Origin of the sequence: Streptomyces sp. NPDC001744, assembly GCF_042892575.1 — a bacterium.
Classification (GTDB): domain Bacteria; phylum Actinomycetota; class Actinomycetes; order Streptomycetales; family Streptomycetaceae; genus Streptomyces.
This window is the reverse complement of the sequence record NZ_JBIAUG010000034.1, coordinates 1-26356: the sequence shown is the minus strand read 5'-3', so window position 1 is coordinate 26356 and position 26356 is coordinate 1. Positions and strand designations below refer to the sequence as shown.

Genomic DNA, 26356 nt, shown 5'->3' with positions numbered 1-26356 from the left:
GCTCCGCCGTGCCGCAGGCGGCCGAGCCCACCAGGACGGCGCCGACGACTGCGGTGGCGGTGAGGGTCTTGCGTATGGCGGTGATGATGCTCTCCTTGTGTGTCCGGCCACCTGAGTGACCGTTCAGGAGACTCGCACCTCCTCCCCAAGGTTGCCCCCGGCGCCCCGCCCTGTTCCCGTCGTGCCGGAACGTCCGGAGGTTTCGTGCCCGCTCCGGGTGCGCGCGGCCCCGCCGGGTCTCACCGCAGGAGGGCCGCCCCCACCGCGGCCGCCCCCGCGAGGACGAGGACCACGACGACGTGGATCGCCACGTCAAGCCTTCCCCAACGGTGTTCGGCCGCGAGGTCCAGGGTGAAGTCGGCCGGGTCGGCGGGCATGTGGTGGACCGTCACGTCACGGCCGTACGCGTCCTCGGGGTCCGGGAACGACGAGGTGCAGTGGGCCGTGACGACCGTGCCCTCGCGGGTGGTGAAGGACACCACCGGCGTGAGGGTGGTGGAGGTGTAGCCGTCCGCGTCGGTGCCGACGTCCTTGAGCACCGCGACGATCCGGCCCCGGACGGCGTCCATCGCGGCCGGCCGGTCGGCACGGCGGCGGCCCGCGCGTAGGGTCCCGGGCAGGTGGGCGGCGGTGACGACGGCCGGCGGCCCGCCGGAACCGATCAGCGCCCAGGGCCAGCCCCGGTCGATCGCGGTGAGGGCCACCAGGCCGGCGCAGACCAGGAAGACGGCGAAGTTCGGCAGGGCGAGTCCACGGCTCGGCCGCTCGGGGGCGCGGGAGAAGCGGTAGGCGTGCGGCCTGCCGCGCGGATGGCTGACCCCGATCTCCCGGCCCGTCCACGCCACGGTGATCGGCTCGCCCCGGTCGCCGTCGTTCGTCACGGTGACCTCCTGGCCGGTGGCCGGATCGCGGTAGGAGACGACCACCGCTATCCCGCCCTTCCGGGAGCCGCCGTGCCGGGGCTCGCGCACCCGTACGATCCGGCCCGTCAGGCGGACCGTGCGCTGGGCCCCGGTCACTCCGGCCAGCGACCGTCCGTAGCCGGCGAGTGCCACCGCGCCCCAGGCCACGCACCACAGCGTCAGACAGTCGTGCCAGTCCACGCGTCCCCCTTCCACGAGTTCTCGGATCATCCGCCGGTGCGCCGCAGGACCTTCCCCCGGCCGTCCGTCTCCAGTGAGCCCGTGCCACCGTCACCGGTCACGGTGACCCGGAGGGTGAGCGCGCCGGTGACGCCGTCGACGGTGATCTGCCAGGTCCGCGGGGCGCCGACACCGGGGGTGGTCCCGGCCTCCTCGACCAGGGCGGGGAGGCGCTCGTAGGGCAGGGAGCGCGGGTCGAATCCGGGGGCCGGGGTGCCGCCGGGCGCGAAGACGACCGTCAGCAGGCGCTCCTGGACGACGACGGTGAGGGCCCGGCGGTGGTTCCCGGTTTCGAGGAGCGAGTCGACGGCCCTGCGCAGTTCGCCCCGGTCGAGCATCGAGCGGCCCTGTCCCGGGACGACCGTGCCGATCGCCGAGGTCACGACCGCCGTGGACGTCGAGGAGGAGGAAGGGGCGGGCGGTTCGGGGGAGGCGCCGTCCGTGCCGGAGCCGAGCAGGTCCGCGCGCGACAGCGACAGGACCACGACGGCCGCGCCGAGCAGGAGCCCCAGGAGCGTGAGGAAACCACCGGCGCAGCCCTCCGGGCTCTCGCTCTTCAGCACCGGACCGGCCACCGGGTCCAGGACGGTCGCGGCGGCCCGGTCCTCCCACCGGGGCGTCGGCCGCCTCACGATCCGTACCCGCCACGGACGGTCGGGCGGGTACTCGACCACCACGGTGCCGCGCGGCCGGTGGTCGGGGAGTTCGGAGCGGTGGACCTCCTGCCGGATCTCCACGCGGTACGCGGGCGCCCCGTCCGGCACGACGGTCAGCACGAACCGCACCGGTACGTCGCTGTCCTCGCCCCGGGTCGCCTCCATGCTCTCGATCACCGCGAGCGCCGTGCGGGGCGCGACGGCCGCCTCCCGGGCGCGGCGCCGCGCGCCGGCGAGGAAGAAGACCAGTCCGTAGGCCGCGGGCAGGGCCAGACTGGCGACGATCAGCGGCGCCCTCCCGGTGGCGCAGCCGGCGACGAAGCCGGCCAGCGACGCGCCGATGACACCGCCCGTCAGGAACCCGAGGGCGAGGCGCGCGGGCGTGTCGCGCCTGGGCGGCGCGCTCACGGTGGTCACCATGCGGATGATTGTGCACGTCCCGGACGACGGCCGACAGCCCCGGGACGGCCTCGTGTCCACGGCGGTACCGCCCCGGCCGGTACGGCCGTCGGCGGCCCCGGCGGGATCCCGGACCGGCGGGCGGGGGTGCCGGGGCGTCCGTCCCTCCTCACTGAACGCCGACTGAACCGGACCATGCGGCTAGACAACGTTGTCATAGACCGTGCACAGTGGGATTCCGCTGTTCGTTTCGTTCTGGGAGGTCGGGCGTGAGGGTGTACGGAGCACTGGACATCGGGGGCACGAAGATCGCCGGGGCCCTCGTCGAGACCGGAGGACGCCTGGTCGCACGGGCGCAGCGGCCCACCCCCGCCCGGGAACCGGCCGCCTCGCTGATGGCCGCGGTGTCCGCCGTCCTCGACGACCTGGCGGCGCACCCGGAGTGGACCGCGCTCTCCTGCTTCGGGATCGGCAGCGCGGGGCCCGTGGACACCGCGACGGGAACCGTGAGCCCGGTGAACATCCCCGCCTGGCGCGCCTTCCCCCTCGTCGACCGGGTGCGGAGCCATCCGGCGATGCCTCCGGGCCTGCGCCCCGTACTGGTCGGGGACGCCGTCGCGATGACGGCGGCGGAGCACTGGACGGGAGCCGCGAAGGGGGTCGCGAACGCCCTGTGCATGGTCGTCTCCACCGGCGTGGGGGGCGGGCTCGTGCTGGGCGGGAACGTCCACGCGGGCAGGACGGGCAACGCGGGCCACATCGGCCACATCACCGTCGACCAGAACGGGCCGGTGTGCCCGTGCGGGGCGCGCGGCTGCGTCGAGCGGTACGCCAGCGGCACGGCGATCGCGACCCACGCCCTGGAGTCCGGCTGGATTCCCCCGGAGGGCTCCCCCGCCTCCGCCCGGGAGGTCGCCCTGTCGGCCCGCGCGGGCGACCCCGGGGCGCTCGCCGCCTTCGACCGGGCCGGGCGGGCCCTGGCGGCGGCCGTCGCCGCCGCCTCCGCGCTCGTCGAACTCGATCTGGTGGTGATCGGCGGCGGGGTCGCCCAGTCGGGCGAGACGCTCTTCGCGCCGCTGCGCCGCCACCTGACGTCGTACGCCGTGCTGGACTTCACCCGCGACGTCCCGGTGGTGCCCGCCGGGCTCGCCCTCGACGCCGGCCTGATCGGGGCGGCGGCCGTCGCCGCGAACGCGACGGGCACCTTCCGCGCGGGCGCCGGCGCGACGGATCCCGCCTTCTCCTGACGCCCGGCGACGGCCCGGAATCGTGACGCCGCCGGTCCGACGGCCCGACACCCGGCCCTCCCTGCCGTGGCACACCCGCGGAAGGGCGTCCTCGCGTTCCGCCCCGCACCTCCCCCCTCTCCGCACCCGCTCCCAGGACACGAAGTGAACCTCCTCCAGAACACCGTCCGTTCCTACGACTGGGGCTCCACCACCCTGCTGCCCGGCCTCATGGGCGTGCCGCCCACCGGGGAACCCCAGGCCGAACTGTGGATGGGCGCCCATCCCGCCGCTCCGTCCCGGATCCGGAAGGACGGGGCGCTGGTTCCGCTGGACCGGGTCATCGGCGTGGACCCGGAGGGCGAACTGGGGACGGCCGTCCTGCGGCGGTTCGGGCCGAGGCTGCCCTTCCTCCTCAAACTGCTGGCCGCCGGAGCCCCGCTGTCCGTGCAGGTGCACCCCGACCTCGCCCAGGCCCGGGCCGGTTTCGAACGGGAGAACGCGCTCGGCGTCCCCCTGGACGCGCCCCACCGCACCTACCGGGACGCCCAGCACAAGCCCGAGATGATCGTCGCCCTGACCCCGTTCCGGGGGCTGTGCGGGTTCCGGGCCCCCGGGCAGTGCGCCGAGCTGCTGGACACCCTCGGCGTCCCGGGGCTGCGGCCGTACGCCGGGACGCTGCGCGCCGCCCCCGGGACGGAGGCCCTGGCCGGGGTGTTCCGTGCCTTCCTCCGCCCGCCGGCCGGCCTGCTCGACGCGGTCACCGAGGCGCTGACGACGTCCGCCGGGCCGTACCGGAGCGACATCGCCGCCTACGCCCGGGTCGCCCGCGCCCATCCGGGCGACCCGGGCCTGCTGTCCGCGCTTATGCTCCGGTATGTCGAACTCGCCCCGGGAGAAGGCCTGTTCCTGGGGGCCGGTGTTCCGCACGCGTACCTCTCGGGGCTCGGCGTGGAGATCATGGCCGGTTCCGACAACGTCCTGCGCTGCGGGCTCACCTCCAAGCACATCGACGCGGACGAACTCGTCAGGGTCGTCCGCTTCACCGCGCCGCCGACGCACGTGCTCACCCCGCACGAGGAGGAGGGGGAGGAGGTCTACCCGGCGCCCGTCGACGACTTCCGGCTGTCGCGGCTCCGGCCCCGCCCCGGCGAGCCGCCCCGGCCGCTCGCCCTCGACGCCCCGCAGATCGTCCTCTGCACCGAGGGGGAGATCTCCGTCTCCGGCGCCGAGGGGGTGCTGCGCATCGGCCCCGGCCGCTCGGTCTACCTGTCCGCGGGCACCGAAGCCGTTCTCGGCGGTACCGGAACGGCCTATCGCGCCACGACCGGGACCGCCGCCCGCCCTTGACGGAAACGCCTTTCGAGAACAAAACCAAAGCTAAACTTAACCGGTTATGTCAGCTCTCTTGTTATCGATCGCTCCATCCCCCTAGCCTCAACTCGGCCGCAAGACGCCGGTGACATACATGCCGACCGACCGGAGGCAATGGAATTCCACCCGCGCCGACGGCCGCCCCTCTTGTCCGGCACGAGCCGCAACAACGCGCCGGACAGCGGGGCCGACGGTGGTCCGCCCGTCGCCCGACGGATTCCGCCGGGGGCACACCGCCCCGTCGGGCCGCCGCTCCACCCCATGTCAGGAACGGTCGCGCCGGCTCCTTCCGGCCACGGGCGCGGCACCGAGTTGGGAGTACCCCATGAACAGGACACCGTTCTTCCAGGCGGCGGCACTGCTCGCCGCCGCCGCCACGATCACGGCGCTTCCCGGCGCGGCCCACGCCGCCGGCCCCGCCACCCCGGGTTTCCGCGTCGTGGACGGAAGGCTCGTCGACGCCACCGGCCAGGACTTCGTCCTCCGCGGGGTCAACCACGCGCACACCTGGTACGCCGACCGCACGGAGCGTGCCCTGTCCGACGTCAAGGCGCTCGGGGCCAACTCGGTCCGCGTGGTCCTCGGCACCGGCACCCGGTGGACGAAGAACGACGCGGCGGACGTCGCGGACGTCGTGGCCCGGTGCAAGGCCAACCGGCTGATCTGCGTCCTGGAGGCGCACGACACCACCGGTTACGGCGAGCAGGGCGGCGCGGCCTCCCTCTCCGAGGCCGTCGACTACTGGCTGGAGGTGGCGAGCGCCCTCAAGGGCCAGGAGAAGTACGTCATCGTCAACCTCGGCAACGAGCCGTACGGCAACAGCGGTTACGCCGCCTGGACGCAGGACACCAAGAACGCCATCGGCCGGCTGCGCGCCGCCGGTCTCGACCACACCCTGATGGTCGACGCGCCCAACTGGGGCCAGGACTGGTCGCACACCATGCGCGACAACGCGCCCGCCGTCTTCGCCTCCGACCCCGACCGCAACACCGTCTTCTCCGTCCACATGTACGGCGTGTACGACACCGCCGCCGAGGTCGAGGAGTACCTCGGCAGCTTCGTCGACCGCGGGCTGCCCGTCGTCGTGGGGGAGTTCGGACACGACCACTCGGACGGCGACCCCGACGAGGACGCCGTCATGGCCACCGCGCGCCGGCTGGGCCTCGGCTACCTGGGCTGGTCCTGGAGCGGCAACGGCGGCGGCGTCGAGTACCTCGACCTCGCCGAGGGTTTCGACGCCTCCCGGCTCACCGCCTGGGGCGAGCGGCTGTTCAACGGCCCGGACGGCATCCGCCCGACCTCGCGCGAGGCCGGTGTCTACGGAGACGGCGGCCATGGGAACGGCTGCTCCGTCGCCTACCGCCTCCACAGCTGGGGCACCGGCTTCAACGCCGACGTCACCGTCCGCAACACCGGCGCGCTGCCCCTCAAGGGCTGGAAGCTCGAATTCGCCCTCCCGGACGGCAACACCGTGAACTCCTCCTGGAACGCCGTCGTCACCCAGGACGGCCGGCAGGTCCGTGCCACCGGCCGACCCTGGACCGAGGTCGTCCCCGCCGGAGGAGCCGTGAGCTTCGGCCTCAACGCCACGGGCCCCGGCGCCGTGCCCACCGCCTTCAGCCTCGACGGGGTCGCCTGCGCCAAGGAGTGACCGGGGCCGCACCCGCCGCGCCGGGTGCGCGGAGGAGCGGCTTCCCGGTCACGCTCCCGGCCGGGGAGCCGCTCCTCGTCCTCTCCCCCACCGGGCCTCTACGAGGGCCGTGCCTCCCCGGGGCACGGCCCTCGTCGGCGTCGCGGACCGGGCCGTCCCCGTGACGACCCGGCTACCGGCACCGGGGCGGACCCGTGGAGCCCCGCGGCGTCAGGGACGGCGTCGGGACCTGGACGGCTCCCTCGCGGGTGCCCTCGATGACTCCGAACAGGGTCCGGGCCACCTCCTCGCCGAACCGGTGGACGTCGTGGCTCATGGCCGACAGGGGCGGGTGGGTGAGCCGGCACAGCTGGGAGTCGTCCCAGGCGAGCAGGGAGACGTCGTCCGGCACCACGAGTCCCATCTCGGCCGCCACCGCGGCGCCGGCGACGGCCATGATGTCGTTGTCGTACACGATCGCCGTCGGACGGTCGGGGGACATCAGGAGGCCGCGGGTCGCCCGTGCCCCCTCCTCCCCCGCGAACCCCGTGGACACCTGACGGCGTCCGTCCAGACCCAGCTCCGCCATGGTGGCCTCGAACGCCGCCGCGCGGATGCCGCTGTGCCCGAGGCCGGACGGACCGCCGACGCGGGCGATGCGCCGGTGGCCGAGCGCGGCGAGGTACCGCACCGCCTCGCCGGCGGCGGAGGCGTCGTCGGTCCAGACCGAGGGGAATCCGCCGGTCAGAGAAGGGTGCCCGACGGCGACCACGGGCATGCCGAGGGCCCGCAGGGGCGGGACGCGGGGGTCGTCCCGGTGGAAGTCCACCAGGATCGCCCCGCCGACGGTCCGGCTGCGCCACCACCCCTCGTACAGCTCCGTCTCCTCCTCCAGGTCGCGGACCAGACGGAGCAGCAGGGAACAGGAACGCCCGGCCAGGACGTCCTCGATGCCGGAGATGAACTCCATGTAGAACGGTTCCAGTCCGAGCAGCCGGGCCGGCCGGCAGAGCGCGAGCCCCACGATGCCCGCCCGCCGGCCGGAGAGGTTGCGCGCGGTCTGATGGGGGGTCCAGCCGAGCTCCTCGGCGGCCCCGAAGATGCGCTCCCGGGTCGACGGGGAGACCCCGGGCCTGTTGTTGAACGCCATGGAGACGGCCCCCTTGGAGACCCCCGCCCGCGCGGCCACGTCATTGATCGTGACACGCGGGCGGGAGACGCGGGGGGCCGGGGAACTCACGCCGCTCCCACGCTGAACAGGGCGCGGCGGACGGCCGCCACGTCGTCACCGGCCCAGCCCGTGACGGCGATGCGCGCCTCGTCCCCGGGCAGCAGGGTGATCAGCCCCCGGTCGGCGCGGGCCGCGGGCGCCAGCCGGTCGGGCTGGAGCAGCAGGTCGCGCACCAGGCTCCGCGCCGTGACCACCACGTCGACGGCGTCGCCCCCGGCACGGGGTTCGAGCCGTACGTCGTACGCGGGCGCCGGGTAGGCGAACTCCTTGTCGGGTACGGGGAAGTGGACCGCCCGGCGGCCGTCGGCGTCGGCGACGAGGAACTCCTTCGCCGAGCCGGGACCGGGAAGGAGCGAGGCGGGGACCACCAGCCTGACCACCGTCCGGGGAGCCGCCTCCAGCTCGAAGGACGCCTCGCGCAGGACGCCGCCGTCCACGTCCAGGCGGCGCAGGAGGACCGTCGTGCGCCAGACGGAGGCGGACTGGTTGTCCAGGGCGAGCACCGGCCCCTCCCCGGCGGGGACGAGGCTGAGCAGCCGGTCCGCGTAGACCCGGCGCAGCTCGTGGTAGAGCGGCTTGAACCGGCCGTCGCCGTCGATCGCGGCCCAGGAGCTGACCGGCCAGCAGTCGTTGAGCTGCCACACCACGGTGCCGGCGCACCGTGGCCAGTGGGAGCGCCAGTGCTCGATGCCCGCGGCCACGGCCCGTGCCTGGACGACCTGGGCGAGGTAGTGCCAGCGGTCGAAGTCCTCCTCCGGCAGGGCGAAGTGGCGTGCGATGCCCCGGTTCAGCTTGCCGTTCCCGTCCTCGGCCTTCTGGTGGTGGAGCATGCCGGGAGAGTCCGGGGCGAGCTCCTCCCCGGGCAGCGCGCGATGGAGGGTGGCGAGGGCGGGCGGGGCCTGCCAGCCGAACTCGGCGCAGAAGCGGGGGACGTCCGCCCGGTACGCGGCGTAGTCCTGGCGGTTCCACACCTCCCAGGAGTGGTGGGTGCCGTGGGCCGGGTCGTTGGGGTGGTGGTCCCAGGATCCGGACCAGGGGCTGCCCGCCGTGTACGGACGGGTCGGGTCCAGTTCGGCGACGACCCTCGGCAGGACGCCGAGGTAGTAGCCCTCGCCCCAGGAGTCGCCGGCCAGCGGCGCCTCCCAGTCCCAGTCGCGGAAGCCCCAGAGGTTCTCGTTGTTGCCGTTCCACAGGACGAGGCTGGCGTGCGACATGAGGCGGACAACGTTGTCCCTGGCTTCCGCCTCGACCTCGCCGCGCAGGGGCTGCTCCTCCGGGTAGGCGGCGCAGGCGAAGAGGAAGTCCTGCCAGACCATCAGCCCCAGTTCGTCGCAGGCGTCGTAGAAGGCGTCGTCCTCGTAGATGCCGCCGCCCCAGACGCGGACCAGGTCGATGTGGGCCCCGGCGGCCTGGGCGAGCCGGGTCCGGTAGCGCTCCGGTGTGATCCGCGAGGGCAGCACGTCGTCCGGTATCCAGTTGACGCCGCGCGCGAAGATCCGCACGCCGTTGACGACGAAGGTGAAGCCGGTGCCGTGTTCGTCGGCGGAGCGGTCGATCTCCACGGTGCGGAAGCCGATGCGCCGCGTCCAGGTGTCGAGCGTGGCCCCCCCGGCGTCCAGCAGGGTCACGCCGAGCGTGTAGAGCGGCTGCTCACCGTGGCCCCGGGGCCACCACAGCTCGGGGTCGGGCACCTCCAGGAGGAGAACGGCCTCGTCCCCCCCGCACGCGGTCTCGGCGTCCACGGTGGTTCCGCCTCCGTCCACCGACGCCCTGACGGTCAGGGGGCGGTCCGCGCCGCTCGCCGTGCGGTCGAGACGGATCCGCAGTTCGACGCGGCCGGCCGGCCCGTCGACGGTGACCAGGGGTCGGACCTCGGCGAGGCGGGCGGTCGACCAGTGCTCCAGGCGGACCGGTCGCCACATGCCGGCGGTGACGACGGTGGGGCCCCAGTCCCAGCCGAAGGAGCAGGCCATCTTGCGGATGTACTGGAAGGGTTCGGGATAGACGTTCGGCCGCTCGCCCGTCAGCGCGCGGACGCGGTCGGCCTCCTCGTACGCGGAGGCGAAGCGGACCTCCAGCGGGCCGGTGCGCCCCGTGACGTCGAAGCGGTGGACGCGGTGCATGTTGCGCGTGGTGCCGAGGGAGTCGCCCGCGAGGAACACCTCGGCGGCGGTGTCCAGGCCCTCGAAGACCAGATCGGTGCGCTCGTGACCGCTGTCGTGGGTCAGCTCCGTGACGTACGACCACGCCCGCCGGCCCACCCACGCGACCTCGGTCTCGTGGTGACCGATGAAGGGGTCGGCCAGCGCGCCGGACGCCAGCAGGTCGGTGTGGACGCAGCCGGGGACGGTGGCCGGAAGCAGTGCGTCCTCGTGGCGCAGTTTCCAGCCCTCGTGCAGCTGGGTGACGTCCTTCATGATGTGGGGCTCCAATCGCCTGGCAGTGGGCGGGTGGGGTGCGGGGCGCCGGGTCGGCCGCGCCCTTGCGTGACTGTCCATGAACCGATGGGGCGTCAGGTCACTTGCGTGACTGTCGCCCGAAGGGGGCGTGACGACCCTGTGCCGTAACTTTCGAGTGGCGGCGGTAACGATTGGGCATCGCGCGGGAAATCAGCACTTTACCGGTTCACTTCCTGCTGGCATAGTGCCGACATCCCACCAGTAGGACCTGAGCCGTAACCCTGAAGGAGTTGGGCAATGGGGAAGAAGCCGATGGCGCTCACGGGCGCGCTGCTGACCGCCGCGATGCTGACCGTGGCCGGATGCGGTGGAGGAGGGGGCGCCGTCACGGGCGAGACGGCCGCCGCCCCGTCCGACCCGAAGGAGGTCTCGGGTGAGATCGAGGTCCTCACGCAGCGGACCGACCTCGTCAAGAACGGTGTCCTGAAGAAGTACGCCGCGGAGTTCAACAAGATCTACCCCAGGGTCAAGGTGACCTTCGACGGCATCACCGACTACGAGGGCGAGGTGAAGATCCGCATGAACGCCAAGGCGTACGGCGACGTGCTCCTCATCCCCGGCGCGGTGGCCAAGAACGACTACCCGAAGTTCTTCGCCCCCCTCGGCACGAGCGCCGAGATGGCGAAGTACCGCTTCAGCGACAAGACCGAGGTGGACGGCAGGGTCTACGGCATCGCCCAGTTCGGCACCGCCAACGGCTTCGTCTACAACAAGGCGCTGTGGAGGAAGGCGGGGGTCACCTCCTGGCCGAAGACCCCACGGGAGTTCCTCGCGGGCCTGAAGGCGGTCAAGGAGAAGACGGGCGCCGTCCCGTACTACACGAACTTCAAGGACGGCTGGCCGCTGACCCAGTGGACCGGCAACCTGGGCGGTGTCGGCTGCGACGCCCAGGCGAGCAACGCCCTGGCGGGAGCGGCCTCCCCCTGGAAGGCCGGCAGCGAGCTGAACACCGTCGACACCCTGCTCCACGACATCGTCGCGCAGGGCCTGTCGGAGAAGGACCCGACGACCACCAACTGGGAGGTCTCCAAGGCGCTGCTCGCCGAGGGGAAGATCGGCTCCATGATGCTGGGTTCCTGGGCGATCACCCAGATGCGGGGTGCGGCGAAGGACGCCGGCGCCGATCCGGCGGACATCGGCTTCATGCCGTTCCCCTCCCAGAAGAACGGGAAGTTCTGCGCGGCCCTGGTCTCGGACTACCAGCAGGCCGTCAGCGCCCACTCCGAGAACAAGCCGGCGGCGCGCGCCTGGATCGACTGGTTCACCGAGAAGTCGGGCTTCGCGGAGAAGGAGGGCGTCGTCTCCGCGCTGAAGTCCTCTCCCATGCCCGCCACGCTCAAGGAATTCGTTGACAACGATGTCACCTTCTTCGACCGCTCGGAGGCCAGGACGGCCGCGGTCAACGACATCGACGAGGCGGCGGAGATCGGCCTGAACAAGCAGGACTACCGCCAGAAGCTGGTCGACACCGCACGCGGGGTGGAGAAGGGCGGACTCGAGGACTTCTTCGCCGGCCTGAACAAGAGGTGGGACGAGGCGGCGAAGACCGTCGGCGACTGACGACCGGCGGAGCGGGCCCCGGCCGCACGACACCGGCCGGGGCTCCTGGACCTTCCGCAGTCGCGGACACGAAAGGCCGACATGACCGAGACAATCGACACCGCACCGGAGGACGCCGTCGTGACAGGGCGGTCCATCACGGACAAGACAGACAGGGGAAGCCGGGGCCGGCCCGCGCCCGCTGCCGGACGGCCCCGTTCCTGGCGGAACTCGCCCCTCCGGCGGATCACTCCCTGGCTCTTCCTGGCGGGACCGCTCGCGCTGCTGATCACGTTCACCTACGTCCCGGTGGCGAGCATGATCGCGTACAGCTTCACGGACTGGGACGGGGTGAGCCCGGACCGGGAGACCGTCGGTCTCGACAACTACATACGGATCTTCACCCGCCCCGAGCTCTTCCGGGTCTTCTTCGTCAGCGGCTACTACCTGGCCGCCTCCGTGGTCCAGATCGCCGTCGCGCTCTACTTCGCGGTGATCCTCAGCTTCAACCTGAAGTTCCGGAACCTCTTCAAGGGGATTCTCTTCTTCCCCTATCTCGTCAACGGCGTCGCGATCGGCTTCGTGTTCCTGTACTTCTTCCAGGACGGCGGCACGCTCGACTCGGTGCTGTCCTGGTTCGGCGTGACCACCGACCACCCGTGGCTCGGGGACCCCGTCTCCGCCAACATCTCCCTCGCGGGCGTGTCCGTCTGGCGCTTCACCGGACTGAACTTCGTGCTCTTCCTCGGAGCCATCCAGTCCATCCCCGGGGAACTGTACGAAGCGGCCGAGCTGGACGGCGCCGGCCGGTGGCAGCGGTTCCGGCACATCATCGCGCCGGGCATCAAGCCCGTCATCAGCCTCAGCGTCATCCTGGCGATCTCCGGGTCCCTCTCGGTCTTCGAGATCCCGTACATCATGACCGGCGGCGCGACCGGCACCCAGACCTTCGTCATCCAGACGATCAAGCTCGCGTTCCAGTTCAACAAGACCGGCCTGGCCTCGGCCGCGGCCGTGGTGCTGCTCCTGATCATCCTGCTGATCACCTGGATCCAGCGCCGGCTCGTGCCCGACGACAAGGTGGACCTCGTATGACCCCCGACCTCACCGCGACCCCGGCGCCCGCCCGCGCCTCCGGACGCCGTCTCTCCGCCGGGACCGTGCTGACCTACCTGTCCCTGATCGCCGCCGCGGCGGTGGTCCTGCTGCCGCTGGCCGTCGTCCTCCTCACGTCGCTCAAGACGTCGGAGGAGGTCGGCGACGGTGGTGCGCTGTCCCTGCCCGGGAACTGGCTGAACTTCGACAACTACGTCACCGCGTTCACCGACGGCCACCTGCTCATGGCCTTCGGGAACACCGCGTTCATCCTGTTCTTCTCCATCGGCGGCACCGTGATCATCGGCTCGATGACCGCCTACGCGGTGGACCGTTTCGACTTCCGGGCCAAGAAACTCGTGATGGCGCTCTTCCTCGTCGCCACCCTGGTCCCCGGCGTCACCACCCAGGTCGCGACCTTCCAGGTCGTCAGCGGCTTCGACCTGGTCAACACCCGGTGGGCACCGATCCTGTTGTACATGGGGACGGACATCGTCTCCGTCTACATCTTCCTGCAGTTCATCAGGGGCATCCCCGTCTCCCTGGACGAAGCCGCCCGGCTCGACGGCGCCCACACCTTCACGATCTACCGGAAGATCATTTTCCCGCTGCTGAAACCGGCGATCGCCACCGTCGTCATCATCAAGGGCATCACCACCTACAACGACTTCTACATTCCCTTCCTCTACATGCACTCCGAGGACCTCGACACGATGTCCACCGCGCTCTTCCGCTTCAAGGGCCCCTTCGGCGCCCACTGGGAGGCCATCTCGGCCGGCGCGATCCTGGTGATCCTGCCGACGCTGATCATCTTCCTGCTGCTGCAGCGCTGGATCTACAACGGTTTCTCCCAGGGAGCCACGAAGTAACCCGGGAGACGAGAGGGCGGGGCCGGACCGCACGGGAGTGCGGTCCGGCCCCGCGCCGTCCCCGGGAGACGGGCCCGTCAGTCCGTGGCGCCGGACGTCCGCGCGGAGGGCGGGCAGGTGCTGCCCCGGGGCACGAACCGCGCGTACCCCTCACGAATGTCCCCCACCTCCCCGCCGTCGACCAGGGACAGGAGAGCGGTCGCGGACCGCGCCCCGTACGCCCCGATGTCCCTCGTGACGGCCGACAGCATGGGCCGGACGACCTGGGTCAACGGGGACTCGTCCCACGCCACGATCGACAGATCGGCCGGAATGGAGAGGTTCAGCTCCTGGGCGACGGAGAGGGCCGCCACGGCCATGATGTCGTTGTCGAAGACGATCGCCGTCGGCCGCCGCGGCGCGATGAGCAGCGCGCGGGCCGCCCGCGCCCCCTCGTCCCCCGTGTAATCGGTGTGGACCACCACCGCCTCGGGGACGCCGGCCTCCCGGCACGCCTCGCGCAGGGCCGCGTCGCGCACCGCCGTGTGCGCCAGCTCCGCGGACCCGGCGACCCGGGCGATGCGCCGGTGCCCGAGGGCGGTGAGGTAGCGCACGATCTCACGCATGCTCTCGCCGTCGTCCGACCAGACGGCGGGCAGGGCCCCGGAGCTGCCGGGGGGCCCGATGGCCACCGCGGGCAGCCCGATGGACCCGACCGCCCGGATCCGGGCGTCGTCGTCGGCCCGGAGGTCCATCAGGAACACGCCGTCGACCCGCCGTTCGCCCCACCAGCGGTGGTACACCTCGATCTCGGCGTCCTGCGTGGCCACCATCTGCAGCATCAACGCGCAGGACTGCTCGGACAGGACGCTCTCCACACCGCTGATGAACTCCATGAAGAACGGCTCCACGCCGAGGGTCCGGGCCGGGCGGCGCACGGCGAGGCCCACCGCCCGCGCCCGCCCTCCGGTGAGCGCCCGGGCCGCGCTGCTGGGGCGCCATCCCAGCTCGGCCGCGATGCCCTTGATCAGGGCGCGGGTCGCGTCCGAGACACCGGGCTGGTCGTTCAGCGCGTACGACACGGCCACCTTGGACACACCGGCGCGACGTGCGATGTCCGCCATGGTCGGCCGCCTCACACGCCACCCCTGTCCTGTGCTGAACCCTCGGTGTCCAGACCTTACCGCCGACCCGCGGAGGCCACCGGCACCCCGGCACGGACTTGTCGTCACCGGCGGGGCGGCACGCCCGGTCGGGAAGGGCCCGTTCCGACCGGGATCACCCGTGACCTGTGGGGCGCTGACGTCGGGCCATGATCATATGGCTCAACGGAACCCATGGCGTGGGCAAGACGACGACCGGCGCGCTGGTGCAGCGGCTGATCCCGGACTCACGGGTCTTCGACGCCGAGAAGGTCGGCGAGACGCTCATGGACATCTCGCCCGGGCTGCCCGCGACGGACAACTTCCAGCACTGGCCGCCGTGGCGGCCGCTCGTGGTCGAGACCGCCCGCCGCGTACTCGACTACACCGGCGGCATCCTGGTGATTCCCATGACCGTCCTGATCGAGCGGTACTGGCGCGAGATCGGCTCCGGTCTCGCCCGGCACGCGATTCCGGTACGGCACTTCGTCCTCCATGCCGACCGGGAGACCCTTCGCGCGCGCATCGCGGGCGACACCGTCACCGGCCCCGACTCACCGTTCCGTCTCGCCCACCTCGAGCCCTACGCGGAGGCGGCTCGTACGTGGCTGCACGACGAGGCCGAGGTCGTCGACACCACGCGTCTCACGCCCGACCAGGCCGCCCTGCGGATCGCGGAGGCCGTGAAAGCCGGAAAGTGATCGCGGGTCTCCGCCTCGGCCCCGTCTTCTCCGGCGGTTCAGCGTGCCGCGTGGGTCATGGCGGGCCGAACCGGCAGAGAAAACCACGTCCGAGGAGGGCTCGAAGGCCGGACGAGACCCCGTCGACCGGGCGGTACGGGAGCGGGGCGGGCTTGCGCCGTACGGAGACGCGCCTCGCGGAGTCCCGAGGGAACGGGACCCCGTCCCGGTGCGCGACGTGGTGCCCCGGTCCGGGGCAGCGCTCTCGACGGGAACACCCTGCGGTGACGGACGGCATCCGGCGATACTGGTCGTGACAACCGCCCCGCCGCCGGGCGGGCTTCGGGCGTGGTCCCGGCGGTGGGGCCGGACGCGGCCCGGGAAACCGGGCCACCGCCGATGCCTCCGAGGGGAGCCGTTCATGACCACGGCGAAAGACCTGTTCATCACCGCCATGGACCGGGGGCCGGAGCGCGCCGTGGGCCAGGGCGACCTGTCGCTCGCGCTCGCGGGGGCCGAGTTGGTCGACCTCGTCGGCGCGGGAGCCGTGACCGTGGAGGACGACCGGATCGTGCCGGGCGGTTCGCCGGCGCCGGACGACCGGCTCCTCGCCGAGGCCCTGGCACTGCTCACCTCGCGACCGCCCCGCGAGCGGATCGAGGACTGGCTCTGGCGACGGGGCCGGGACCTCTCGGCCGCGTACCAGACCGCGCTGGAGGAGGACGGCGAGCTGGAACGGAAGCACGGGGGCCTGCTGTCCTTCGGTCCGGAGCGCGTGGAACCGGTCGACACGCCCGCCCGCCGCCGGGCGGCCGACCGCTGGGAGGAGGGAGAGCCCGTCCTGGTCTCCCTCGCCTCGGCCGTGGGCGTCGGTGACGGCGACGGCGACGGCGACGAACGGGACGGGGGCGAGCCCGACCCCGGCGACGATGCGGTGACGGTCGTGGTGGCCGCCGTCCACGACGCGGTGATGGAGCTGGAGGCCGTACGCCAGAGGCGGACCATCGAGAGCGCGGCCTTCGCCAACGTCTGGCGCGGACCGTGAACCGGGCCCCGACGTCAGGGGCGGAGGCGGCGGAGGAGCGTCGGCATGCCGGGAGCGCGGGTCCGGCCCTCTGGCGGGCGACGGGACCGTGACCACGGGCGGTGCCGTTCTCACCCTGGGTGGTGGGGTTGGGTTTTCGTCGGGGTGGGGGGCGTTTAGGCGGGCGGGTTCGGTGCAGACGATGAACTGACACGGTCTTTATGTGACAAAAGGGAGAACCGTCATGGGCATCATCGCGTGGATCCTCATCGGCCTGATCGCCGGCGCCATCGCCAAGGCCCTGATGCCGGGCAAGGACCCCGGCGGCATCATCATCACCATGCTCATCGGCATCGCCGGCGGCCTCCTGGGCGGCTGGCTCGGCAAGGTGATCTTCGGTGTCGACTCCGTCGACGGCTTCTTCGAGATCTCCACCTGGATCGCCGCCATCGTCGGCTCCGTCATCCTCCTCGCCCTCTACCGCCTGATCACCGGCAACCGACACACCCACCGCCACGCATAACCCCCCACCCCCACACACCAGCACGCCCGGCGGCTCCCCTCCCCACAGGACGGAAGCCACCGGGCGCACCCGTGTGGACGAGCAGGCCCGACGATGAATACAGGGGGCGTCCGGGCCACGACGTACCGGATCGCGCGCCGCCGAGTTCGCGCGGTTCGCCCGTTCGGGCAAGCGTCCGTTCGGGCGATCGGAAGACGCCGCACCCGCGCACGGCCGGGGACGGCACCCCGCGCCGCGACGAGGACGACGAAGACGACGAGCGGGGCGGCCGGCAGGTGCGCGGTCCCGTACGGAACGGGACGGGTCCTTCGCCGCCGCGCCCGTTCCGTACCGGCGCTCCGGCGGTCAGACGCCCAACTTGGCCCGGACGCCACCGGCTGCCTTGGCGGGACGCGCCGCGACGCGGGCCGCCCTGCGCATCACGCGGGCGTCGTGCCGCACGCCCTGCGCGGCGTGGCGGCCGCGCCACAGCAGCGAGGGGGCGCTGCCGGTGTCGTCGGCGGCGATCAGCAGACCGCCCAGCATGGACACGTTCTTGAGGAAGTGGATGCGCTGCTGCGCCCGGTCGGAGGCGTCCTCCGCCTCCCAGAAGCGGTGCCCCGCCAGCGTGGTGGGGACCAGCGTCGCGGCGAGGGCCAGCGCGCACAGCCGGGGATGGCGGCCGAGCCCGAGCAGCACGCCGCCCGCCACCTGCACGGCGCCGTTGAGCCGGACGAGGTGCTCGGTGCGGCCGGGCAGCCCGGCGACGCAGTCCTTCAGGGGCCGGACGACGGCTTCGGCCGCCGGGGCGACGTCCTGGGGACGGCGCAGGGAGTTCATGCCACCGGCGATGAACATCGAGGCGAGCATCGGACGGCCGGCGATACGGAGAAGACTCATGACCCTGCCTCCAGGAACGATCAAAGATGTGGCGCCTACGGAAATCATCGGGTGCCCCGCCGGACCGCCGCCATTCGGCAGACGGCGGAACCCGGGCCACCGCCGACCGGCGGACGACCGGACCCGGACGATCACCGGTGGCCGGTCCGCCCGGACGCTGCGCGGACCGGGGGCTCCACGAGGGCCGGGCCCACCGTCCGGGCCCGCTCGTCCGGGCCGGTCCGGCCGGGTGGGCCGAACGAAGGAGCCGGACGAAGGAGCCGGACGGGGAGAGCCGCCCGGCCCTCCCCCTCCGCACCCCCGCCCCCTCCACCTCCGTGCGAGCGGTCAGTCGACGAGGGCCGTGGCCTCGACCTCGACGAGGACGCCGGGCGCGAAGAGGCGTTCCACACCGATGAGCGACGACGGCGGGAAGGGCCGCGGCAGGCCGATCTCGTCCGCGACGCTTTCGGCCCCCGCCATGAAGGCGTCCGTCTTCTCCGGCGCCCACTCGGTGACGTAGAACGTCAGTCGCAGTACGTCGTCGAACGTGGCACCGGCCCCGGCGAGACCGCGCGCGGTGTTCCGCAGGGCCTGCGCGACCTGCCCGGAGAGGTCTCCCGCCGCGACGGACGTCCCGTCGGCGAGGCTGGAGGTCTGGCCGCTGACGTGGACGTGCGTGGTGCCGGTGCCGACGGCGACGTGGTGATAGGGCGTGGGCTGCGGAAGGCCCTCGGGGGTGAAACGGCGAACGGGCATCGTGGTCTCCCTGCTGGTGACGCGTGTTGGTATACCTTTGATACCTGGCGTACGCAGGAAACTTCAACGAGACCAGGTTTCATGGACGACACCTCCTCCACGGCCCACGACGGCGAACCGACCCTCTCGGCACCGCACCGCGAACTGCTCGATCAAGTGCTGGACAAGTGGTCGTTGAGCGTGCTCGGCGAACTGTGCGAAGGGCCGCGCCGGTTCAACGACCTGCGCCGCGCGATCCCCGCGGTCACGCAGAAGTCGCTGACCGCCACCCTGCGCAGGCTGGAACGCAACGGCATCGTCGAGCGCGAGGTCGTGAACGACAGGCCCGTCGCGGTGGAGTACCGGATCACTCCCCTGGGGAAGACCATGCGGCCGCCCGTGGACGTCCTCCTGGAGTGGGCACGGACGTACATGCCCCGGATCGAACAGGCCCGGGAGGCGTTCGACGCGAGGTGAGGTGCCGTGCCCGTCTCCGCGTGCCGTGCGGGCCGGGTCCCCGCCGCCCTCAGGCGGGACGTTCGGCCATGACGACCACGCCCGGCCCGGTCTGCTCGTCCGCCGGGAGCCGGAGTTCGGCGACCGGGCGCAGTCCGGCCCGCTCGATCAGGTCCACGAGCTGTTCCGGCCTCCATTTGTGCGTCGTCCAGCGGACGGGTACGCCCCCGTACGCCTCGGTGCGCACCAGGTCCTCGTCGCCGACGTGCGTCGCGGTGATGAAGTGGCCGCCCGGCTTCAGTGCCCGCGCGAACCGGGCGAGCACCTGGGGAAGGACCTCGCGGGGGAGGTTGAACAGCGACCACCACCCGAGCACGCCCCCGAGGGACGCCTCGCCGAGGTCCAGGTCGGTGGCGGAGCCGACGTCGAAACGGCATTCCGGATGGAGACGGCGCGCGTTCTCGATCATGCGGGGAGAGAGGTCGACCCCGGACACGTCGAGTCCGCGTTCGGCGAGATAGGCGGTCACCGTCCCGGGCCCGCAGCCGACGTCGAGGACGGGGCCGAGCCCGTCCACGGTGTCGGCGAAGGCGTCGATCGACGCCTTGAGCCACGGATGGCGGCGGATGTCCCCCACTCCCGTCGACAGCACCATGTGGACGTAGTTGTCGGCCACCCGGTCGTAGGAATCACGGACCGTGTCGAGGTCGGCCGGGCGGTCGATGCGGTGTGTGTTCACCGGCCAACGATAGGGCGGCGGTTCCGGCGTCGGTAGTACGGGGGTTCCGGGGCCGGTAGTCCGGTAGTACGGCGGAAGCCCCTGCCCCGCGCCCCGTGCGGAAGGGGAAGCGCCGGACGCGGGAGGGGGAGCACCGGGCGCGGCACGGCCGTCGCCCGGTCGCGGTGCCCCCGGTCGCGGACGGACCGGACTCCTTCCGTTCCCGTGCGGCGCGGGGGCCGGTCCGCCGGCGACCGGTCCGGCCGCGCTTGACCTTGACACGGTGACAAGGTCTTCACTGCGACCGAGGAGGTGGTCCCGATGACCATGGCGGAAGAGGACGCGCACACGACGCGCGCGCCCCGGGGAGCGGAGAGCGCCGACGCGTCGGTCCGGTTGCGGGCGGCGCTGGCGGCCGGCACGGACCCGGACCCGGGGTCCGTCGGCGAACTCGTCGAGCGGTGCGCGGTCGAACCCGACTTCCACGTGCGCGAGATGCTGACGTGGGCGCTCACGCGCCACGCGGCGTCGGTGACGGTCCCGGCGCTCCTCGGCGAGGTCCGCTCGGGGGGCGCGCGGGCGCGGAGCCAGGCGCTGCACACGCTGTCCAAGATCGGGGACCGGCGGGCGTGGGCGGTGATCACACCGGCCCTGCTGTCCGACGCCGACGACGAGGTGGCCCGGAGCGCCTGGCGGGCGGCGGTCGTCCTCGTACCCGAGGGCGGGGAGCGCGAGTTGGCCGTAATGTTGGCGTCGCAGCTCGGGCGCGGCGGGTACGAGACGCGGCTGAGCCTCAGCCGGGCGCTCATCGCCCTCGGGGCCGCGGCGTCGCCGGTACTGGACGACGCGGCCACGGACCCCGATCCCCGCGTACGCGGCCACGCGATCGCCACGGAACGGCTGTGGCGGGACCCGGAGGCCAGGTTCGCGTACGCGGTCGAGGAGGCGAAGCGCGTCGTGGCCCTCGGCGGCGCCGACCGGGAGGGGTGACGGGCCGTGCTGATCGGCGAGGTCGCGCGGCGGTCCGGGGTGAGCGCCCGCATGCTCCGGCACTACGAATCGCTCGGCCTGGTGAGGCCGACGGGCCGTACCGGCTCCGGCTACCGGGAGTACTCCGACGAGGACATCCGGCGCGTCTTCCACATCGAGAGCCTGCGGTCGCTGGGGCTGTCGCTGCGGGACGTCGGGCGGGCGCTCGACGATCCCGGCTTCGCGCCCTCGGAACTCGTCGACGACCTCGTCCGCCGGACGCGGGAGCGCATCGCGGCGGAGACGGAGCTGCTCACGCGGCTCCGCCGGATCGGCGCGGCGGAACCCGCCGGCTGGGAGGACGTCCTGCGGACCGTCGCGCTCCTCCGGTCGCTCGGGTCCGAGGACGCGGGGACACGGCAGCGTGCGGCCCTGGTGGCGAGCGAGGAGGTTCCCGTACCGGTGGAAGCGCTGGTCGAGGCCGTGCTGAGCGAGCCGGACCCGAACGTCGCCGGGGCCCTCCGCTGGGCGCTGGCGCGGTCCGGCGGGGACGGCCCGGCGCTCCTGGCGGAGGGGCTCCGCTCCCCCTCGGCCGAGGTGCGGGAGCGTGCCGTCCGGTCCCTCGCCGAGCTTCCGGGCGCCGGGGCGACCGGGCCGCTCCGGGACGCCCTCGCCCACTCCGACGCCGTGGTGCGCGGGTACGCGGCCCTGGCGCTCGCGGAGCGGGACGCGGCCGACGCGGTCCCGACGCTCCTCGACATGGTCGTCGAGGGGAGGAACGACGTCGAGGCGGCCGACGCGCTGGGCGCGGCGGCGGACGATCCCGCGACGGCGGACCGGATCGTCACCGGACTCCTCGACCGCCTCGCCCGCCGGCCCCTCGGGGCGTCCGCGCGCCGGCGGCTGACCCAGGCGCTCGCGGACGTCCCGGGGGCACGGGCGTCGCGCGCCCTCGTGGAGCTGTCCCGGGACGAGGACCGTGCCGTGGCGCTCACCGCGGCGTACGTCCTGGCCCTGCGCGGCGAGCGGTGACGCGGAGGAAGCCGAACCGGGCTGCACGGGGCCGACCGGAACGTGAGCGGGCTCGGAGCCGGTGCGCGACACAACCGTACGCCTTCCTTCAGAGGGTGAACGCAAGGAGGGCGGCGAGGTGACTACACATCAGGAGCAGTACGTGTTTTGGCCGTTGTCGGTGTGAACTCTTGACGACATGCCGGGCTGGCGGTTGACTCACCGCACCGCGCCGGAAGCAGTCCCGACAACGTTGTTCCGCCCCTCTCCCCGGAAGCTCCCCGTGGTGCGCCGCGCTCGTCGTCACCGCGGGGGAACGGGAACGGCCGAGCCGTCCCGGACGGGGTCGGGCGTCGGGTCCGGAACGGATTCCAGGGCCGCTGCCCGTGTTCACGAAGTGTTCGTTCGTGGGGTGGCGCGTCCGGCCGGGACGGCCGTCCCGGTGTACGCCCTGCGCACCACCCGTGCCATCCCGTTCCCCCGATCCCCCTCGCGCGACAGCAGGCAGAAGGAGCCGCCATGCCCTCCGCAGAACACCGAACCGCCCGACGCCGCGGGAGAGCCGTGGCGGCGGTGGTCGCCGCCACCGCCGTGCTCGGCGGGCTGCTCGCCGGAGCCCTGCCGAGCGCGGCCGCCGCCGACGAGCCGGTACCGGTGGCCGTCGACCGTTTCGAGGGGGAAGTCCCCTTCGCCACCCCTCCGGCGGAGGGGATCTTCACCTGGGGCAGCGACGCCGACGACCACCCGGTGCTGCGGATCGCCGAGCGCGCCGACGCCCCCGAGGGCGGCCGGGTCCTGGAGGGCACGTACGACATCAGCGGCTGGGGCGGGTTCACCCATGACTTCGCCTTCGACCGGCCGGCCCACGACTGGACCGCGTTCAAGGGCGTCCGCTTCTGGTGGTACGGCCAGAACACCGCTCCCCTGCCGCCCGGTTCGGGCCGGCGGATCGACTTCGAGCTCAAGGACGGCGGCGCCAACGGCGAGGCGTCCGAGCTGTGGACCACGTCCTTCACCGACGACTGGGAGGGCTGGCACCTCGTCGAGATCCCGTTCTCCGAATTCCGGTACCGGTCCGACTACCAGCCCGTCGGCGGCATCGACCAGGTCCTCGGCCTGAACGAGATGTGGGGGTACGCGCTGACCCTGCCGCCCGGCTCCCCCGGCAGGTTCGCCCTCGACGGCATGGAGCTGTACGGCAGGGCGGAGCCCGCGCTGCACACCAAGGTGATCACCGACGCCGCCGTGTACCCGGTGGCCGAGGGCGGCAGCGCGCGGGTGAAGGTGACGGTGGCCACCACCGGCTCGGGCCCCACGGGCGAGCCCGTCACCGTCGCGTACGCCACCGGGAAGGGGACCGCCGAGCCCGGCGAGGACTACGCCCCGGTCGGCGGCGTCCTCACCTTCCCGGCCGGCACCCCGTCCGGCACCTCGCGCACCGTCACCGTGACGACGGGGAAGGACGGTTCGGCCGAGGAGGCGGAAACGATTCCGCTCACTCTTGAGGTGACCGGCGCCAAGGCGCCCGCCGAGACCCCGCAGGTCGTCGTGGACGCACACGGCCTCCCGTACCTGGACGAGCGGCTGCCGGTGAGGAAGCGGGTCGCGGACCTGCTCGGCCGGATGACGCTGGAGGAGAAGGTCGGGCAGATGACGCAGGCCGAGCGCAACGCGCTGCGGTCGCAGGGCGACATCGCCTCCTACCGGCTGGGCTCGCTGCTCTCCGGCGGCGGTTCGGTACCGACGCCCAACACGCCCGGGGCGTGGGCGAAGATGGTCGACGCCTACCAGCTCCGGGCACGGGCCACCCGTTTCCAGATCCCGCTGCTCTACGGCGTGGACGCGGTGCACGGGCACAACAACGTCATCGGCGCGACGATCATGCCGCACAACATCGGCATCGGCGCCGGACGCGACCCGGAGGTCGCGGAGCGGACCGGGGCCGTGACCGCCAAGGAGGTCCGGGCCACCGGCGTCCCGTGGGACTTCGCCCCCTGCCTGTGCGTCACCCGGGACGAGCGCTGGGGCCGTTCGTACGAGGCGTTCGGCGAGGACCCGGCCCTGGTGAAGGCCATGGAGACGGTCATCGACGGCATGCAGGGCGCGAGCAGCGGCGCGGACCTGGACCGCAACGACAAGGTGCTCACCAGCGCCAAGCACTTCGTGGGCGACGGCGGTACGAGGTTCGGGTCGTCCACGACCGGTTCGTACACGATCGACCAGGGCGTCACCGAGGTGACCCGGCAGGAGCTGGAGGCGGTGCACCTGGCTCCGTTCGCCGAGGCGGTGAGGCGCGGGGCGGGCACGGTCATGCCCTCGTACTCCTCGCTCGACGTCATCGGTGACGGCAAGGGCCCGGTGAAGATGCACGCCAACGCCGAGATGATCAACGGCGTCCTCAAGGGCCGCATGGGCTTCGAGGGGTTCGTGATCAGCGACTGGCAGGCGATCGACCAGATCCCGGGCGACTACGCGAGCGACGTGCGGACCTCGGTCAACGCCGGGCTCGACATGATCATGGTGCCGACCAACTATCAGGACTTCACGCGGATCCTGGCGGAGGAGGTCACGGCCGGACGGGTCTCCCGGGCGCGCGTGGACGACGCGGTCGCGCGCATCCTGACCCAGAAGTTCCGGCTCGGCCTGTTCGAGAAGCCGTACGCCGACACCACCCACCTCGGTTCGGTCGGCTCGGCCGCGCACCGCGCCGTGGCGCGGGAGGCGGTCGCCAAGTCGCAGGTGCTGCTGAAGAACGACGGCGGCGTACTGCCGCTGAAGAGGACGCAGAAGGTGTACGTCGCCGGCTCCAACGCCGACGACCTGGGCAACCAGGCCGGTGGCTGGACCATCAGCTGGCAGGGGGCGTCCGGCCGGAACACGACCGGCACCACCGTGCTCGAAGGCATGCGCAGGGCGGCTCCGGACACGACGATCGACTACTCGAAGGACGCCTCGGCCCCGACCGGGGGGTACGACGTCGGGGTGGTGGTGGTCGGCGAGACGCCGTACGCCGAGGGCGTCGGTGACGTGGGCAACGGCCACGACCTGGAGCTGACGGCGGCGGACAAGGCGGCGGTGGACAAGGTCTGCGCGGCGATGCCGTGCGCGGTCCTGGTCGTCTCCGGACGGCCGCAGCTGATCGGGGACCGGCTCGGGGCGATCGACGCCCTGGTGGCGTCCTGGCTGCCCGGCACCGAGGGCGACGGCGTGGCGGACGTGCTGTACGGGACGCGGCCGTTCACCGGCCAGCTCCCGGTCACCTGGCCGAAGTCGGAGGCGCAGCTCCCGATCAACGTCGGTGACGCCTCGTACGACCCGCAGTTCCCGTTCGGCTGGGGGCTGACGACCCGGCCGGTCCCGGTCTCGCGGACCGGGGGCGAGCTGGTGCTCAGGACGATCGGCCTCGCGGCCGGGGCGCTCCAGGCGGCCGGGCGCGGGACGTCGCCCGAGGGCCGGGAGCTGCTGTCCCGGGCGAGGGACGTCGTCCAGAAGAGGATCGGCCCGAACATCACCCCGGCGACGGCCAAGCCGTTCGCGGAGGCGGACCGGCTGCTGTTGTCGGGAGACCTGGCGGGCGCGGTCGCACGGCTGACGGCGGCGTACCGGGCGGCCTGAGCCGTTCGGGGGAGGAACGCGCCGGACCGGCCGACGGCCCCGGCCCCTGAGGGGGCCGGGGCCGTCGGGATCCTCACGAGGAGGTTCAGGCGACGCTGATGTTCTCCGCCTGCGGGCCCTTCTGGCCCTGGGTGACGTCGAACGTCACGCTCTGGCCCTCCTGGAGCTCACGGAAGCCGGAGGAGTTGATCGCCGAGTAGTGCGCGAAGACGTCCGGGCCGCCACCGTCCTGGGCGATGAAGCCGAAGCCCTTTTCCGCGTTGAACCACTTCACAGTTCCCGTAGCCATGTCACATGCCTTCCAGTCGATGAACGCTTTCCGCACCATGCGGAAAACGGAGGTGATCGCCCTGGTCCCTGCGGCACAGCACAGCAAAACACCCACACCGGAGGCATGGGCAGAGGGAACTTCCGAACCACGACAGCTGACGGGAACGCTACACGTCCACACACTCCGTGACCACAGGAAACGGCCACGCGTTCTCCGGCGGTGCGTGCGGAGCCCCTCTGTCACGGCCCTGTTCTCAGCCGGCGGGCGGCGGATTCACCGGTTCGGCGGCACGGCGGTACTCGGCGTTGATGCGCTGGGCTTCCTCCAGCTGGTCCTCCAGGATGACGATGCGGCAGGCGGCTTCGATGGGGGTGCCCTGGTCGACGAGTTCGCGGGCGCGGGCGGCGATGCGCAGCTGGTAGCGGGAGTAGCGGCGGTGGCCGCCCTCGGAGCGCAGCGGAGTGATCAGGCGGTGTTCGCCGAGGGCGCGCAGGAAGGCGGGGGTGGTGCCGAGCATGTCGGCGGCCCGGCCCATCGTGTAGGCCGGATAGTCGTTGTCGTCGAGTATGTCGACGGGACGGGTACCGCGAGGGGGCATAGACCTCTTCTTCCGGGACTTTTCCGGGGCTTCTTCGGGGTTGTGCCGGGGGTGCGGGGCGGGGGCACGTCGGGGGGGGCGGGGGCCCGGCCCCCCCCCCCCGCCCCCCCCCCCCCCCCCCCAAAGGCCGCCCCCCCCCCCCCCCCCCCAGAGC

23 protein-coding genes are annotated in these 26356 nt (G+C 72.7%); 13 read left to right on the top strand and 10 right to left on the bottom strand.

Annotated features, from left to right (window positions below):
* Positions 1-239: 239 nt before the first annotated feature.
* Together ACFYZY_RS28620 and ACFYZY_RS28615 are read right to left on the bottom strand one after the other, a co-directional pair.
* The gene (locus tag ACFYZY_RS28620; RefSeq protein ID WP_388699832.1) at positions 240-1103 is read right to left on the bottom strand and encodes a DUF3592 domain-containing protein; all 864 of its coding nucleotides are present in this window, start codon (positions 1101-1103) and stop codon (positions 240-242) included.
* A gap of 26 nt (positions 1104-1129) precedes the next feature.
* Entirely contained in the window at positions 1130-2218 is a 1089-nt protein-coding gene (locus ACFYZY_RS28615; protein ID WP_388699831.1) for a hypothetical protein, read from the bottom strand.
* A gap of 248 nt (positions 2219-2466) precedes the next feature.
* Here ACFYZY_RS28615 and ACFYZY_RS28610 point away from each other — a divergent pair, with 248 nt between their 5' ends.
* The 3 genes from ACFYZY_RS28610 (at position 2467) to ACFYZY_RS28600 (ending at position 6448) form a co-directional block, all read left to right on the top strand.
* The gene (locus ACFYZY_RS28610) at positions 2467-3444 is read left to right on the top strand and encodes an ROK family protein (RefSeq protein WP_388699828.1); all 978 of its coding nucleotides are present in this window, start codon (positions 2467-2469) and stop codon (positions 3442-3444) included.
* 144 nt (positions 3445-3588) lie between these two features.
* A complete protein-coding gene (manA, locus tag ACFYZY_RS28605; protein WP_388699826.1) occupies positions 3589-4773 on the top strand; it encodes a mannose-6-phosphate isomerase, class I in 1185 nt (394 codons plus the stop codon).
* Positions 4774-5122: 349 nt separating this feature from the next.
* Positions 5123-6448: a cellulase family glycosylhydrolase gene (locus tag ACFYZY_RS28600; protein WP_388699824.1), complete on the top strand. Its 1326-nt coding sequence runs from the start codon at positions 5123-5125 to the stop codon at positions 6446-6448.
* A gap of 172 nt (positions 6449-6620) precedes the next feature.
* Here ACFYZY_RS28600 and ACFYZY_RS28595 read toward each other — a convergent pair whose 3' ends face one another.
* Positions 6621-7667, bottom strand: coding sequence for a LacI family DNA-binding transcriptional regulator (locus ACFYZY_RS28595; RefSeq protein ID WP_388699822.1), 1047 nt, complete (start codon positions 7665-7667; stop codon positions 6621-6623).
* Positions 7664-10075 carry a glycoside hydrolase family 2 protein gene (locus tag ACFYZY_RS28590; RefSeq protein ID WP_388699820.1) on the bottom strand — a complete coding sequence of 804 codons (2412 nt, stop codon included), beginning with the start codon at positions 10073-10075 and terminating at the stop codon, positions 7664-7666. Before ACFYZY_RS28590 ends, ACFYZY_RS28595 begins: the two co-directional genes overlap by 4 nt.
* A gap of 279 nt (positions 10076-10354) precedes the next feature.
* On the opposite strand from ACFYZY_RS28590, the gene ACFYZY_RS28585 reads away from it, so the two are divergent.
* The 3 genes from ACFYZY_RS28585 (at position 10355) to ACFYZY_RS28575 (ending at position 13620) form a co-directional block, all read left to right on the top strand.
* Complete coding sequence (locus ACFYZY_RS28585) at positions 10355-11677, top strand: ABC transporter substrate-binding protein (RefSeq protein ID WP_388699817.1); 1323 nt, start codon at positions 10355-10357, stop codon at positions 11675-11677.
* Between the two features lie 81 nt (positions 11678-11758).
* Positions 11759-12751: a carbohydrate ABC transporter permease gene (locus ACFYZY_RS28580; RefSeq protein WP_388699815.1), complete on the top strand. Its 993-nt coding sequence runs from the start codon at positions 11759-11761 to the stop codon at positions 12749-12751.
* The gene (locus ACFYZY_RS28575) at positions 12748-13620 is read left to right on the top strand and encodes a carbohydrate ABC transporter permease (RefSeq protein WP_388699813.1); all 873 of its coding nucleotides are present in this window, start codon (positions 12748-12750) and stop codon (positions 13618-13620) included. Before ACFYZY_RS28580 ends, ACFYZY_RS28575 begins: the two co-directional genes overlap by 4 nt.
* Positions 13621-13697: 77 nt before the next feature.
* Here ACFYZY_RS28575 and ACFYZY_RS28570 read toward each other — a convergent pair whose 3' ends face one another.
* Positions 13698-14723, bottom strand: a complete 1026-nt coding sequence (locus ACFYZY_RS28570) for a LacI family DNA-binding transcriptional regulator (RefSeq protein ID WP_388699812.1) — start codon at positions 14721-14723, stop codon at positions 13698-13700.
* Between the two features lie 188 nt (positions 14724-14911).
* Here ACFYZY_RS28570 and ACFYZY_RS28565 point away from each other — a divergent pair, with 188 nt between their 5' ends.
* The 3 genes from ACFYZY_RS28565 (at position 14912) to ACFYZY_RS28555 (ending at position 16968) form a co-directional block, all read left to right on the top strand.
* Positions 14912-15442, top strand: coding sequence for an ATP-binding protein (locus tag ACFYZY_RS28565; protein WP_388699810.1), 531 nt, complete (start codon positions 14912-14914; stop codon positions 15440-15442).
* A 400-nt stretch (positions 15443-15842) separates the two neighbouring features.
* Complete coding sequence (locus ACFYZY_RS28560; protein WP_388699807.1) at positions 15843-16466, top strand: GPP34 family phosphoprotein; 624 nt, start codon at positions 15843-15845, stop codon at positions 16464-16466.
* A 223-nt stretch (positions 16467-16689) separates the two neighbouring features.
* Complete coding sequence (locus tag ACFYZY_RS28555; RefSeq protein ID WP_190156292.1) at positions 16690-16968, top strand: GlsB/YeaQ/YmgE family stress response membrane protein; 279 nt, start codon at positions 16690-16692, stop codon at positions 16966-16968.
* Positions 16969-17313: 345 nt separating this feature from the next.
* Here ACFYZY_RS28555 and ACFYZY_RS28550 read toward each other — a convergent pair whose 3' ends face one another.
* Together ACFYZY_RS28550 and ACFYZY_RS28545 are read right to left on the bottom strand one after the other, a co-directional pair.
* The gene (locus ACFYZY_RS28550; protein ID WP_388699805.1) at positions 17314-17847 is read right to left on the bottom strand and encodes a DoxX family membrane protein; all 534 of its coding nucleotides are present in this window, start codon (positions 17845-17847) and stop codon (positions 17314-17316) included.
* A 327-nt stretch (positions 17848-18174) separates the two neighbouring features.
* The gene (locus ACFYZY_RS28545; protein WP_388699803.1) at positions 18175-18585 is read right to left on the bottom strand and encodes a RidA family protein; all 411 of its coding nucleotides are present in this window, start codon (positions 18583-18585) and stop codon (positions 18175-18177) included.
* A gap of 81 nt (positions 18586-18666) precedes the next feature.
* Between ACFYZY_RS28545 and ACFYZY_RS28540 the strand changes: the two genes are divergently transcribed.
* Entirely contained in the window at positions 18667-19041 is a 375-nt protein-coding gene (locus ACFYZY_RS28540; protein WP_388699801.1) for a winged helix-turn-helix transcriptional regulator, read from the top strand.
* A gap of 49 nt (positions 19042-19090) precedes the next feature.
* Here ACFYZY_RS28540 and ACFYZY_RS28535 read toward each other — a convergent pair whose 3' ends face one another.
* Complete coding sequence (locus ACFYZY_RS28535) at positions 19091-19759, bottom strand: methyltransferase domain-containing protein (RefSeq protein WP_388699798.1); 669 nt, start codon at positions 19757-19759, stop codon at positions 19091-19093.
* A gap of 300 nt (positions 19760-20059) precedes the next feature.
* On the opposite strand from ACFYZY_RS28535, the gene ACFYZY_RS28530 reads away from it, so the two are divergent.
* The 3 genes from ACFYZY_RS28530 (at position 20060) to ACFYZY_RS28520 (ending at position 25333) form a co-directional block, all read left to right on the top strand.
* On the top strand, positions 20060-20728 hold the full coding sequence (locus tag ACFYZY_RS28530) for a HEAT repeat domain-containing protein (RefSeq protein ID WP_388699795.1): 669 nt from the start codon (positions 20060-20062) through the stop codon (positions 20726-20728).
* A gap of 6 nt (positions 20729-20734) precedes the next feature.
* Positions 20735-21739 (top strand): MerR family transcriptional regulator, encoded by a 1005-nt coding sequence (locus tag ACFYZY_RS28525; RefSeq protein ID WP_388699792.1) that lies wholly within the window; start codon positions 20735-20737, stop codon positions 21737-21739.
* A 498-nt stretch (positions 21740-22237) separates the two neighbouring features.
* A complete protein-coding gene (locus ACFYZY_RS28520; RefSeq protein ID WP_388699790.1) occupies positions 22238-25333 on the top strand; it encodes a glycoside hydrolase family 3 N-terminal domain-containing protein in 3096 nt (1031 codons plus the stop codon).
* A gap of 85 nt (positions 25334-25418) precedes the next feature.
* Here the strand turns inward: ACFYZY_RS28520 and ACFYZY_RS28515 are convergent, their stop codons facing one another.
* Together ACFYZY_RS28515 and ACFYZY_RS28510 are read right to left on the bottom strand one after the other, a co-directional pair.
* A complete protein-coding gene (locus ACFYZY_RS28515; protein WP_388699788.1) occupies positions 25419-25622 on the bottom strand; it encodes a cold-shock protein in 204 nt (67 codons plus the stop codon).
* Between the two features lie 235 nt (positions 25623-25857).
* Positions 25858-26202 carry a MerR family transcriptional regulator gene (locus ACFYZY_RS28510; RefSeq protein WP_388699785.1) on the bottom strand — a complete coding sequence of 115 codons (345 nt, stop codon included), beginning with the start codon at positions 26200-26202 and terminating at the stop codon, positions 25858-25860.
* Between the last annotated feature and the right edge of the window lie 154 nt (positions 26203-26356).

Excerpts from the sequence above, each read along its gene's own strand:
- ACFYZY_RS28615 (WP_388699831.1), bottom strand. The coding sequence starts at position 2,218 with ATGGTGACCACCGTGAGCGCGCCGCCCAGGCGCGACACGCCCGCGCGC.
- ACFYZY_RS28600 (WP_388699824.1), top strand. The coding sequence starts at position 5,123 with ATGAACAGGACACCGTTCTTCCAGGCGGCGGCACTGCTCGCCGCCGCC.
- ACFYZY_RS28590 (WP_388699820.1), bottom strand. The coding sequence starts at position 10,075 with ATGAAGGACGTCACCCAGCTGCACGAGGGCTGGAAACTGCGCCACGAG.
- ACFYZY_RS28585 (WP_388699817.1), top strand. The coding sequence starts at position 10,355 with ATGGGGAAGAAGCCGATGGCGCTCACGGGCGCGCTGCTGACCGCCGCG.
- ACFYZY_RS28580 (WP_388699815.1), top strand. The coding sequence starts at position 11,759 with ATGACCGAGACAATCGACACCGCACCGGAGGACGCCGTCGTGACAGGG.
- ACFYZY_RS28575 (WP_388699813.1), top strand. The coding sequence starts at position 12,748 with ATGACCCCCGACCTCACCGCGACCCCGGCGCCCGCCCGCGCCTCCGGA.
- ACFYZY_RS28570 (WP_388699812.1), bottom strand. The coding sequence starts at position 14,723 with ATGGCGGACATCGCACGTCGCGCCGGTGTGTCCAAGGTGGCCGTGTCG.
- ACFYZY_RS28565 (WP_388699810.1), top strand. The coding sequence starts at position 14,912 with ATGATCATATGGCTCAACGGAACCCATGGCGTGGGCAAGACGACGACC.
- ACFYZY_RS28560 (WP_388699807.1), top strand. The coding sequence starts at position 15,843 with ATGACCACGGCGAAAGACCTGTTCATCACCGCCATGGACCGGGGGCCG.
- ACFYZY_RS28555 (WP_190156292.1), top strand. The coding sequence starts at position 16,690 with ATGGGCATCATCGCGTGGATCCTCATCGGCCTGATCGCCGGCGCCATC.
- ACFYZY_RS28550 (WP_388699805.1), bottom strand. The coding sequence starts at position 17,847 with ATGAGTCTTCTCCGTATCGCCGGCCGTCCGATGCTCGCCTCGATGTTC.
- ACFYZY_RS28545 (WP_388699803.1), bottom strand. The coding sequence starts at position 18,585 with ATGCCCGTTCGCCGTTTCACCCCCGAGGGCCTTCCGCAGCCCACGCCC.
- ACFYZY_RS28540 (WP_388699801.1), top strand. The coding sequence starts at position 18,667 with ATGGACGACACCTCCTCCACGGCCCACGACGGCGAACCGACCCTCTCG.
- ACFYZY_RS28530 (WP_388699795.1), top strand. The coding sequence starts at position 20,060 with ATGACCATGGCGGAAGAGGACGCGCACACGACGCGCGCGCCCCGGGGA.
- ACFYZY_RS28520 (WP_388699790.1), top strand. The coding sequence starts at position 22,238 with ATGCCCTCCGCAGAACACCGAACCGCCCGACGCCGCGGGAGAGCCGTG.
- ACFYZY_RS28515 (WP_388699788.1), bottom strand. The coding sequence starts at position 25,622 with ATGGCTACGGGAACTGTGAAGTGGTTCAACGCGGAAAAGGGCTTCGGC.
- ACFYZY_RS28510 (WP_388699785.1), bottom strand. The coding sequence starts at position 26,202 with ATGCCCCCTCGCGGTACCCGTCCCGTCGACATACTCGACGACAACGAC.